Source organism: Streptomyces sp. NBC_00289 (genome assembly GCF_041435115.1).
Classification (GTDB): Bacteria; Actinomycetota; Actinomycetes; order Streptomycetales; family Streptomycetaceae; genus Streptomyces.
The window spans coordinates 4,961,024-4,972,027 of the sequence record NZ_CP108046.1; the positions used below are offsets into that span (position 1 = coordinate 4,961,024).

Here is an 11,004-nt window from a genome sequence, read left to right on the forward strand (position 1 = left end):
CCCGCCGGGCCCTCGCGGACAAGGGCCCGGTGAGCCCGGTACGCGGACGGTGGCCGGGGCCCGGCCGGCTCAGGGGCGGTGGGGTCCGGCCTTCAACTCGCCTATGAACGCCGCCCAGGAGGCGGCCTCGAAGCACAGCGCCGGACCGTGCGGGGCCTTGCTGTCACGGACCGGGACGACGGCCTCTCGGAATCCGTCGGCCACCTCCACGCAGTCGCCCCCCTCCTGATTGCTGTAGCTGCTCTTGCGCCAGGCGGCGCCGTTCAGTTCGGGACGGGACCTTCGCTCCACGGTGGTTGTCCTCCATCACGGATCGGATCATGTCGAGTGACATGAGCGGGGGCAGAGCCGCCGCCCGCAGCCGATCGTAGGTCAGCGCGAAACTCCTGACCTGGTCCGGATCCTCGATGAGTTGGCCGTAGTGCGCGCCCTCCGTGTATGCGATCTCCGAGCCGTCCGGCATGGTGAGCATCGTGAGCGAGCCGCCCATGACATCGTGCTCACCCTGGTCGAACGGCAGTACTTGCACGGTGACGTGAGGTTCCGCCGTGGTCCCCAGCAGTCGCGTCAACTGCTCCTGCATCACCACCTGGCCGCCGACCGGACGCCTGAGGACCGCCTCGTCGAGGACCACCCACAACTCCGGGCGATCGGGCGTGCCGAGACGTTCCTGTCGTCCCATGCGAAGGGCGACCCGCTCTTCCAACTGCTCTTCGCTGCCGAGTGTTCGACCAACACTCAGCACCGCGCGCGCATAGTCCTCCGTCTGCAACAGACCCGGCACCAGATGGGCCGCGTACTGCCGGATGGCCACCGCCCGCTCCGAGTACTCCATGAACTTCCGCGACCAGTCCGGAAACGCCTCCCGGTACACGTACGGCCACAGCTCGACCAGCAGGTCGTCCGCGCCGAGGACCGCGTCCAGCGCCCGCGCCAGCTCCAGGGTCGGCTTCGCCCCGGACGCCCGCTCGATCTGCGTGATCCGCGTGCTCACCACGTGGGTTCTGTCGCCGAGTTCGGCCTGGGTCAGGCCGGCCGCGGTACGGAGCCTGCGCACCCGCGTGCCGAACAGCGCCGCCATCGACGCACTGGGGTCAATTCCATTGGCCAAAGCGTCACTTCCGTTCCTTACGGGAGGAAAAGTAAGGCTGTGTCACCTGTCGAGCGTAGGGCGATCGGACGACTCTTGAGCACGGAACGTGACGACTCGTGTACGTCGCGGGATACCTCGGCTCGACAGACAAGGGCGGACAAGCCGTGCTGACAGGAACGACCACCGCGGGCGACGAGCCGTGTGAACTTCCCTCATTCGCCGAGCAGTTCACCTCCTCGCCGCGAGGCGCGCAGCTCGCCCGACGTCTCGCCGTCCGGCGTATGGAGGAGTGGGGCCACCCGTCGGCGTCGGACGCGTCGTACGCGGTCGCCCTGGTCGTGGGCGAGCTCGCCGCGAACGCCGTGCGGCACGGCCGGGTCCCCGGACGCGACTTCGGTCTCCGACTGGTTCTCGACGCGACCGCGGGCCTCGTGCGCGTCGAGGTCGCCGACACCGCCTCCGCGACGTGGCCACCCGTGGCCCCGCTCGCCGCGCACCCGGAGGGCGAGTCCGGCCGGGGCCTGCTCCTGGTGGACGCCCTGGCCGTGCGCTGGGGGTCGGCGCCTCGGCGACCCGTGGGCAAGACGGTGTGGGCGGAGGTGCCCGTCGTCGACAGGCGCGAAAGTGGTGCCGCGTGTTCCGGTCCGCCGGCACGTACGTCGTCGCCGGCATCCGGCCCCTCGGCGGGAGCGCCGGCTTCGCGTCCCTGACTCCCGACGCGCGCCGGCCGAAGGCTCCCGCCCCGGCGGGACCCGGTGTCACGCCGCCACGCCGGGCGGGGTGAATCCGTACCCACTCGGCCGCACCGTGTTCGCGAACGTACCTTTTCCCCTGCAATGTGCGGGTGTGACCCATGCCAGTACCCTCACGTCCTCCGCCGTGGCCGAGCGGGACGCCGGGACGCGTGTCCGCTCCTGGCGGGCCCTGGCGGCCGCTCTCGGGCTGTTCGTGGCCGCCCGGCTCTCCGGTGCCGTCGTGCTCGCCGCGACCGCCTGGGCCACCGGCAGGCAGCCGCTCGCGCTGCTCGGGCGGTCCTGGGACTCCCTGTGGTACCTGGGGATCGCGGCCCACGGGTACGGGCGCACCCTGCACTTTCAGCCGGGTGTCGTCCACAGCGACCTGGCGTTCTTCCCGCTGTACCCGGCGCTGGTCCGGGCCGTCACCGCGGTGAGCCCGCTGGGCGGGGGCGCGGCCGGCCTGGTGGTGTCCTGGCTCGCGGCGGCGGCGGCCGCCTGCGGGATGTACGCCCTGGGGGCGCGGCTGCACGGGCGGGCGGTGGCCACCGCGCTCGTCCTGCTGTGGGGCCTGCTGCCGCACTCGGTGGTGCTGTCGATGGCGTACACGGAACCGGTACTCACCGCGTTCGCCGCCTGGGCGCTGTGGGCGGTGCTGGACGGGCGCTGGCTGTGGGCGGGCGCGCTGGCCGCGGCGGCGGGGCTCGCCCGGCCCAACGGGTTCGCGGTCGCGGTGGCGGTGCTCGCGGCGGCGGCGCACGAGCTGTGGCGAGGCCGCGGGAAGGCGGGCGAGGTTTCCCACAGCCTGTGGACGGGCGCCGCGCTCGCGCCGCTCGGCTGGGTGGCGTACGTGCTGTGGGTCGGACACCGCGAGGGCGACCTGCTCGGCGGCTACTTCGCGGTGCAGCGGCGCTGGGGTTCGCGCTTCGACTTCGGGCACGGCTCGCTGCGGTTCGTCCGTCACCTGCTGCTGCACGGGGACCGTTTCGTCTTCCCCATGACGATGGTGATCGTCGCGGTGTCCGTGGTGCTCTACGCCCTGCTGCTCGCCGACCGTGCCCCGCTGCCGCTGCTGGTGTACAGCGGTGTGCTGCTGCTGGTCGCGCTCGGCGGCTCGGGATTCTTCGAGTCGAAGCCCCGTTTCCTGCTCCCCGCCTTCCCGCTGCTGCTGCCGCCGGCGCGGGCGCTGGTGCGGACGGCGAGAGCCCGGCCCTGGCACGCGACCGTGGTGGTCGGCGCCCTGGCCGGGCTCTCGTTCGCTTACGGGGCGTATCTGGTGGTCATCGCCCACACACCCCTGTAGCGGACCGGACCCTGTGGCGGACCGGGAGGAGGAACCTACTCCTCGTCGTCCTCGGGCTTGTCGGCGTCGTTGACCTCCTGCTCGAGGCCGAGCTGCTCGACGAGCCACTTGTCGAACTCGATGGCGGCCCGCACCCAGCTGACCGTCGAGGAGACGAAGTGCTCCAGGCTCACGCCCGTGCCGATCAGCATCTGGGCCTCGCCGATCAGGCGGACGGTGCCGTCGTCGTGCGTGTGGCTGTAGACCTTCGGCCACAGCGTCCGCCGGTTCCAGTCGTCGATGGACTCGAGCAGCTGGTGCTTGGCGTCGATCTGGTGCGGCCGGTCATAGAAGGTCCGCACCGAGAAGACCTGCTGGTCCCCCTCGCCGCGGAACATGAAGTACGTACGGAACTCCTCCCACGGCGCCGCGAGGTCACCCTCGTCGTCGACGACGTACTTCAGCTCCATCTGGTCGAGGAGTTGCTTCACAAGGTCCTGATCCGGGACGACGGGGCCCGCCGGCCCTTGGGGCTCGGGCTCGGGCTGGCCCCCGAAGTTCGGAATCGAGGACGGGTCAATGGACATACCTGGAAACTCCTGCGGTCGTCTGGCTCGTCCGGCCGTCTCTGAGACCAGACGTACACCTCCCACCCTCTCTCTCTTCACCCGTGAGCGGCAACCTCATCCGCCGACGCGCCGGGCGCGGCCCCGGCGGAGTGCCCCCCGGGGCCGCGCTCGGAAACGTCTTCGCGGGCTACAGCGTCTTGCCCGTGGCGGGTCCCACGATCAGTCCGTCGCCGAAGGCGTCCACCCGGACCGTGTCGCCGTCCTTGACCTCGCCGGCCAGGATCTCCTTCGCGAGACGGTCACCGATCGCGGTCTGCACGAGGCGGCGCAGGGGGCGGGCGCCGTAGGCCGGGTCGTTGCCCTCGTCGGCGAGCCAGGCGAGCGCCTCGTCGGTGACCTCCAGCGTCAGACGCCGTTCGGCCAGCCGCTTGGCGAGGCGGTCGATCTGGAGCCGGGCGATACGGCTCAGCTCGTCCTTGTTCAGGGCCGAGAAGACGACCAGGTCGTCGAGCCGGTTGAGGAACTCCGGCTTGAAGGAGGCCCGGACCACCTCCAGGACCTGCTCCTTCTTCTCCGCCTCGCTGGTGATCGGGTCGACCAGGAACTGACTGCCCAGGTTCGAGGTGAGCACCAGGATCGTGTTGCGGAAGTCGACGGTGCGTCCCTGACCATCCGTCAGGCGCCCGTCGTCCAGCACCTGCAGGAGCACGTCGAAGACCTCGGGGTGGGCCTTCTCCACCTCGTCGAGCAGCACGACGCTGTACGGCCGCCTGCGCACCGCCTCGGTGAGCTGGCCGCCCTCCTCGTAGCCGACGTAGCCGGGCGGGGCGCCGACCAGACGGGCCACGCTGTGCTTCTCGCCGTACTCCGACATGTCGACGCGGATCATGGCCCGCTCGTCGTCGAAGAGGAAGTCGGCGAGCGCCTTGGCGAGTTCGGTCTTGCCCACGCCCGTCGGACCGAGGAAGAGGAACGAGCCGGTCGGGCGGTCCGGGTCGGAGATGCCGGCCCGGGTGCGCCGCACCGCGTCGGACACCGCCCGCACGGCCTCCGACTGCCCGATCAGGCGCCGGCCCAACTCCTCCTCCATGCGCAGGAGTTTCTGGGTCTCGCCCTCCAGGAGGCGGCCGGCCGGGATGCCGGTCCAGGCGGCGACGACGTCCGCGATGTCGTCGGAGCCGACCTCCTCCTTGACCATGGTGTCCTTGGACACCTCCTCCTCGGCCTCGGAGGCGGCCTCCAGGTCCCTTTCCAGGGTGGGGATCTCGCCGTAGAGCAGCTTGGAGGCGGTGTCGAAGTCGCCGTCGCGCTGGGCCCGTTCGGCCTGGCCCCGCAGCTCGTCGAGCTTCTCCTTCAGCTCACCGACCCGGTTGAGGGACTGCTTCTCCTTCTCCCAGCGGGCGGTCAGGCCGCGCAGCTCCTCCTCCTTGTCCGCGAGATCGCGGCGCAGTTTCTCCAGCCGCTCCCGCGAGGCCGGGTCGGTCTCCTTGCCGATCGCCAGCTCCTCCATCTTCAGCCGGTCGACACCGCGCTGGAGTTCGTCGATCTCGACGGGCGAGGAGTCGATCTCCATCCGGAGCCGGGAGGCGGCCTCGTCGACGAGGTCGATGGCCTTGTCGGGCAGGAAGCGGGAGGTGATGTACCGGTCGGAGAGCGTGGCGGCCGCGACCAGCGCGCTGTCCGCGATCTGCACCTTGTGGTGGGCCTCGTAGCGGCCCTTGAGTCCACGCAGGATCGCGATGGTGTCCTCGACGGTGGGCTCGGCGACCAGCACCTGCTGGAAGCGCCGCTCCAGGGCGGGGTCCTTCTCGATCCGCTCGCGGTACTCGTCGAGGGTGGTCGCGCCGACCATACGCAGCTCGCCGCGGGCCAGCATGGGCTTGAGCATGTTCCCGGCGTCCATGGCCGAGTCGCCGCCCGCGCCCGCGCCGACGACCGTGTGCAGTTCGTCGATGAAGGTGACGATCTGGCCGTCGGAGTCCTTGATCTCCGCGAGGACGGTCTTCAGCCGCTCCTCGAATTCACCGCGGTACTTCGCACCAGCAACCATCGCGCCGAGGTCGAGGGCCACAAGGCGCTTGTTCTTGAGCGACTCGGGCACGTCCCCCTTCACGATCCGCTGGGCGAGCCCCTCGACGACGGCGGTCTTGCCGACGCCCGGCTCACCGATCAGGACCGGGTTGTTCTTGGTGCGGCGGGACAGCACCTGCACGACCCGGCGGATCTCCTGGTCCCGGCCGATGACCGGGTCGAGCTTGCCCTCGCGCGCGGCGGCGGTGAAGTCGGTACCGAACTTCTCGAGTGCCTTGTACTGGCCCTCCGGGTCGGGTGTGGTCACCCGGCGCCCTCCCCTGGTCTTCTGGAACGCGTCCAGCAGCTTCTTCGCACTGGCCCCCTGCTGGGAGAGTACGTCGCCGGCCGCGCCGCCCTTGGCGGCGATGCCGATCAGCATGTGCTCGGTGGAGAGGTACTCGTCGCCGAGGTCCTTGGCCCGCTCGCTCGCGTTGGCGATGACGGCGAGCAGCTCCCGGTTGGGCTGCGGCGGCGCGACCGTGGAACCGGTCACGCTGGGCAGCCCGGCGAGGATCTTCTCCGCGCCCGCCCGTACGGCGGCCTGGTCGGCGTCGACCGCGGCGAGGAGGTCGACGATGTTCTCGTTGTCCTCGCCCTGGAGCAGTGCGAGGAGCAGGTGGGCAGGGGTGAGGTCCGGGTTGCCCTCGGACACGGCACGGCCGCTGGCCGCGTTGATCGCGTCCCGGCTCCGGTTGGTCAGCTCGGCGTCCACGTTCGCTCTCTCCTCCTGGCGTCAGCTGTCGACCACGTCGGACACGTTGTCCACGTCTTCCACATTTTCCAGTGCTGACTCAGTCAACGTACACAAAGTTGAGTCTAATCCACTCAAGGTCCTGCGTATAAGTTCCCGCTCATGGCCAAGTACCCGCAAGACCCCGCCGCCCCCGACACGTCGTATCTCGGCTTCTGGCAGGAACGGCACCTGTGCACGCTGACGACCGCCCGCGCGGACGGCAGCCCGCACGTCGTACCGGTCGGAGTGACATACGATCCCGGCCGGCGATTGGCTCGGGTGATCGCCGACAAGTCCAGCACCAAGGTGGGCAACGTGCTGGCGGCCGGGGATGCGGGGGCCAGGGTCGCCGTCTGCCAGGTGGACGGGCGCCGCTGGGCCACCCTGGAGGGCCGCGCGTACGTCCGCACCGACCGGGAGCGGGTCGCGGAGGCGGAGCGGCGGTACGCCGAGCGGTACGGCCGGACGCCCGGACCGAATCCGACCCGTGTGGTGATCGAGATCGAACTGACACGGGCGATGGGGCGTGGATGAGTGCCGTGCGCGGAGAGTGACCACCGCCACGACTGATCGTTTTCAGCCACGACCCGATAGGGCTGATACCCGGAAAAAGCACCGGAAACTGCAGCGGCGTCACCGTGTTCAGGTCACGGTGACGCCGCTGCGGGGGGAAGTACCTGCGCGATCTGTTACGACGGGGGAATCGCGTCAGGCACTGCGGGGGGTGGCTGAGATGGTCGGCAGGTCCGGCACGTCCGGCTCCACCAGCTGATGGTCCCGCTGGTCCAGGTTCACAAAGATCATTCCGTACCGGATGGCGCACCGTACCGGCTGCGGCGCCCCCCGAGGCCGCCGCAGACACCGGTATGCCCGCAGGTCCTCGTCCTCGTCGCGGGTCACGACCACCGGCTCGCCGAAGACCGTCACCATCAACGAGTCACCGGCGTGGGGGATCGCGGTGACCAGGTCGATGAAGTGCCAGCCCGAGCGATAGGCCGTGGCCATCTCGCGCCGGAAGGAGCGGTCGTCGGGTGGGGTGGTCATGCCGCCGTGTCCTTCGGGACGATGCTCCACGACAGGTCCCCCGCCTGAACGCTGCTCCAAGAGAGGTCCGGAGGTGCAACGGCCTCACCGGTGGAGTCTGGCTGGGTGGCCGGTTCACTGCTCCAGGAGAGGTCCAGGGCACCGTACGCACCGAACACCAACCCAGCGGAGAAGGCGACAGCGAGCACCGAGCGAACCATTCTCTTGCACATAGTCGGCTACGTCCTCACTTCCGTGGCTACTCTCCCCCGCCGTCACCAAGACGATGGCTCATTCAGTCAGGCGAACACCACAGGGTCGATGCATCATGTTCCTGCACGTTCAGGACCCTGGGGGGTGGAGCTTTGCCATCAAACAACCCATACCGGACACATCCTCATACCGACACCGAGTTGTGTGCCGACGGCAGGCGGCTTTACGCCAGCGCTCTGCGCTTCGGACGTATCGCCCGTACGGAGGTCGAGCCGGCTCCCTGTCTGATGGACTTCGCGCTGCTCCACCCCGATCCCGACGACGCCAACTGGCTGCGCCCGGTTCCGCCGGCGGCGGCGCTGGCGCAGCGACTGCACCCCCTGGAACGGGAGATCCAGGAGCGCAGGAGCCTCGCGGTGCAGCTGACCGACTCCTTCGAGCCGTTCATGGCCATCAGTGCCCAGGATCTGCCCACCACGCACGCCATCACCGTGCTCGAGGGCATCAACCGGATCAACTCGGCGATCGAGCTCGCCCTCACCGACTGCCGGTCGGAGATCCTGACGGTCCAGCCGGGGGGCGGCCGCAGTGAGCACTCGCTGACCGAGGCGCTGGAGCGGGGGCGCGCCGTCATCGCGCGCGGCATCACCATGCGGACGCTGTACCAGCACACCGCCCGGCACAGCCAGGGAACCCTGGCGTACGCCGAGCTGATGGCCAAGGGCAACGTGGAGATACGAACCCTCGAGGAGCTCATCGAACGACTGATGATCTTCGACCGTACCGTCGCCTTCATCCCGGCCGCGGACGACAGCGCGGTCGCTCTGGAACTGCGCCACCCGGGCCTTGTGGACTACCTGGCCAAGGTCTTCGAACAGCTCTGGGCCCGCGCGGTCCCGCTCCTCGAGGAGACCCCGTACGCTCCCCCCACGGACGGGATCAGCGGCGTCCAGCGGTCGATCGCCAAGCTCCTGGTCGAAGGGCATGTCGACGAGGCCATCGCCCGCCGGCTCGGCATGAACGTGCGCACCTGCCGGGCCCACATCGCCAAACTCGCGGCCGCCCTGGGCAGCGGAAGCCGGGCGCAGCTCGGCTTTCTCATAGCCCAGTCGGGGATCCTGGACCGCGGCCACTGACCGGTGCGGGCCCGCCCGGGAGGGTGCCCGACGAGAGGAGACCCAGAAGTGACCCCGGCGCCGCACCCGGAGCACGGTCCGGAAGCCCTGTGCGCCGCAGGGACGGAGCTGTACGAGCGTGCCCTGCGCGAGGGCCACGTCCACGGCGCCGACGCCGAGGCGGCCCCCTGCCTCGTCGACCTCGGCCTGCTGCACCCGGCCGTCACCGACCTCGACACGCTGGAGCCCGCCTCCCCCGTGGTGGCCCTGCACCGGCTGCTGCGCGCCTCGGAGGAACGCATCGCCGACGAACGGCGGCGCGAACAGCGGCTGGCCGAGGCCTTCGAACCGCTGCTGCGGATCGGCGTCCGCCGCACCCCGGGCGACGCCACCCCGGCGATCAGCGTGTTGAGCGGATTCGACCGGATCAACCTCGCCATCGCCCACGCCATGGCCGACGCCTCCGCCGAACTCCTGGCCATCCACCCGCACACCAGCCACACCCGGGCGCGCCCCGAGCGCCACGCCGAGGCGCTGGACCGCGACCAGGACCTGCTGGACCGCGGCGGCCGCATCCGCACGCTCTACCAGCACACACTGCGCTACGCGCCCTCCGTCGTGGCCCGCTACGAACAGCTGCGCGGCGACGTCGAGGCCCGCACCCTGGACGAGGTGACCGAGCGTCTGCTCGTCGTCGACCGTGCCGTCGCCTTCGTTCCCGGCAGCAAGGACCGCTCGCTCGCCCTGGAGGTCCGTCACCCGGCCCTGGTGGACTACTTCGCCACCACCTTCGACCGCCTGTGGCGGCTGGCCGACCCCATGCACCCGGAGGCGGCCCCGCAGCCCTCCCGCAACGGCGTCACCCACCGCCAGCGCGCGATCGCCGCCCTCCTGGTCGAGGGCCACACCGACGCCGTCATCGCGGACCGCCTCGGGATGAACGTCCGCACCGCCCGCGTCCACATCGCCAAACTCGCGGCGACGCTGGGCAGCGAGAGCCGGGCGCAGCTCGGCTACCTCATCGGACGGTCCGGGATCCTTGATCGGGAAGAGTGAGGGAGGCGACGTCGGCGGGACCTGACGGTCCGTCCAGGCCGACCTGGGCGATCCGGACGCCCAGTTGGGTACGGCTGGCCGCGCCCAGGGTCTCCGACAGCCTCGCGATGTGGGCACGGCAGGTGCGCACGCTTATGCCGAGGCGTTCCGCGATCACGGCGTCCTGGTGGCCCTCCGCGAGGAGCGCGGCGATGGACTGCTCGCGGTGGGAGATGCCCTCGATCCCGGTGTCGGGCAGCGGGGCGGTCAGCGGGATCGCCAGGCGCCACAGCCGCTCGAAGACCGTCACCAGGTACTGGACCAGGGCCGGGTGGCGCAGCTCCAGGGCGAGGGTGCGGTCGGCGTTCGCGGGGATGAAGGCCACCTTCCCGTCGAAGAGGATCAGCCGGTCGATCACCTCGTCGAGGGTGCGGGCCTGCACCGAACCACCCATCAGCTCCAGGTAGTTGATCAGGCCCTGGCCGTGCCGGGCGACGTGGGTGTACAGGTCGCGCATGCGCACACCCCGGCCGCGCAGCGCCAGCGCGCGGTGCAGGCCCTCGGTGAGTTCGTGCTCGGGACGGATGCCGCCCGGCTGCACGGTGAGGACCTCCGTCGTACAGGCCTCCGTCGCCTCGTCCATCGCCGCCTGGATGCGGGCGAGGCCGTCCAGGACACGGATCGCCGAGCCCTCCGCGCCGGCGGCGCGGGGCCGCGGGCCGAGGCCGGCGTACCACTCGACGGCCGCCACCGCCGAGCCCACCATCCGCTGGCTCGCGCTGACCTCGTCGTACACCCCGCGCAGCAGCCGCGTCATGACCTCCTGCGGGGAGGTGGGGACCAGCCAGTCCATGTCGTCGGGGTCCGGGTGCAGCAGCGCCAGTTCCAGCAGACAGGGCACCGGTTCCGCGTCCCGGCGCGGCACGCGGCCCCGCCGTACGGCCCGGGAATACACGCGATCCCCGGTCTCGCACAGTCGGTCAGCACCGTGTGGATGCTCGTCCGTCCCGTGCCCGGCCATCGCCCATCCCACCCCCGGTTCCGGTCTTCCGCAGCGCCACTATGCGCGGACCGGACCCGCTCCGCAACACGGCTCCCCCCGGTACGGGCAGGAGAAACCACCGATTTCTCCCG

The 11,004-nt window shown here is 70.6% G+C and carries 11 protein-coding genes; 5 read left to right on the forward strand and 6 right to left on the reverse strand.

Annotated features, from left to right (window positions below; genetic code table 11):
• Positions 1–69: 69 nt before the first annotated feature.
• Together OG985_RS22465 and OG985_RS22470 are read right to left on the reverse strand one after the other, a co-directional pair.
• A complete protein-coding gene (locus OG985_RS22465) occupies positions 70–210 on the reverse strand; it encodes a DUF397 domain-containing protein (RefSeq protein ID WP_371670131.1) in 141 nt (46 codons plus the stop codon).
• Positions 164–1,081 carry a Scr1 family TA system antitoxin-like transcriptional regulator gene (locus tag OG985_RS22470; protein WP_371674463.1) on the reverse strand — a complete coding sequence of 306 codons (918 nt, stop codon included), beginning with the start codon at positions 1,079–1,081 and terminating at the stop codon, positions 164–166. The genes OG985_RS22465 and OG985_RS22470 overlap by 47 nt, the downstream gene beginning before the upstream one ends.
• A 176-nt stretch (positions 1,082–1,257) precedes the next feature.
• Between OG985_RS22470 and OG985_RS22475 the strand changes: the two genes are divergently transcribed.
• Positions 1,258–1,803, forward strand: coding sequence for an ATP-binding protein (locus OG985_RS22475; protein WP_371670132.1), 546 nt, complete (start codon positions 1,258–1,260; stop codon positions 1,801–1,803).
• A 136-nt stretch (positions 1,804–1,939) separates the two neighbouring features.
• A complete protein-coding gene (locus OG985_RS22480) occupies positions 1,940–3,130 on the forward strand; it encodes a hypothetical protein (protein WP_371670133.1) in 1,191 nt (396 codons plus the stop codon).
• 35 nt (positions 3,131–3,165) lie between these two features.
• Here OG985_RS22480 and OG985_RS22485 read toward each other — a convergent pair whose 3' ends face one another.
• Positions 3,166–3,696 (reverse strand): YbjN domain-containing protein, encoded by a 531-nt coding sequence (locus OG985_RS22485; protein WP_371670134.1) that lies wholly within the window; start codon positions 3,694–3,696, stop codon positions 3,166–3,168.
• A gap of 169 nt (positions 3,697–3,865) precedes the next feature.
• Entirely contained in the window at positions 3,866–6,463 is a 2,598-nt protein-coding gene (gene clpB / locus OG985_RS22490) for an ATP-dependent chaperone ClpB (RefSeq protein WP_371670135.1), read from the reverse strand.
• Between the two features lie 141 nt (positions 6,464–6,604).
• Between clpB and OG985_RS22495 the strand changes: the two genes are divergently transcribed.
• Entirely contained in the window at positions 6,605–7,018 is a 414-nt protein-coding gene (locus OG985_RS22495) for a pyridoxamine 5'-phosphate oxidase family protein (protein ID WP_371670136.1), read from the forward strand.
• Between the two features lie 174 nt (positions 7,019–7,192).
• Here OG985_RS22495 and OG985_RS22500 read toward each other — a convergent pair whose 3' ends face one another.
• On the reverse strand, positions 7,193–7,528 hold the full coding sequence (locus tag OG985_RS22500; protein ID WP_356037578.1) for a hypothetical protein: 336 nt from the start codon (positions 7,526–7,528) through the stop codon (positions 7,193–7,195).
• Positions 7,529–7,872: 344 nt separating this feature from the next.
• On the opposite strand from OG985_RS22500, the gene OG985_RS22505 reads away from it, so the two are divergent.
• Entirely contained in the window at positions 7,873–8,856 is a 984-nt protein-coding gene (locus tag OG985_RS22505; protein ID WP_371670137.1) for a helix-turn-helix transcriptional regulator, read from the forward strand.
• Between the two features lie 48 nt (positions 8,857–8,904).
• Entirely contained in the window at positions 8,905–9,891 is a 987-nt protein-coding gene (locus OG985_RS22510; protein WP_371670138.1) for a LuxR C-terminal-related transcriptional regulator, read from the forward strand.
• Here OG985_RS22510 and OG985_RS22515 read toward each other — a convergent pair.
• Positions 9,854–10,891, reverse strand: coding sequence for a LuxR C-terminal-related transcriptional regulator (locus OG985_RS22515; RefSeq protein ID WP_371670139.1), 1,038 nt, complete (start codon positions 10,889–10,891; stop codon positions 9,854–9,856). The genes OG985_RS22510 and OG985_RS22515 overlap by 38 nt on opposite strands.
• Between the last annotated feature and the right edge of the window lie 113 nt (positions 10,892–11,004).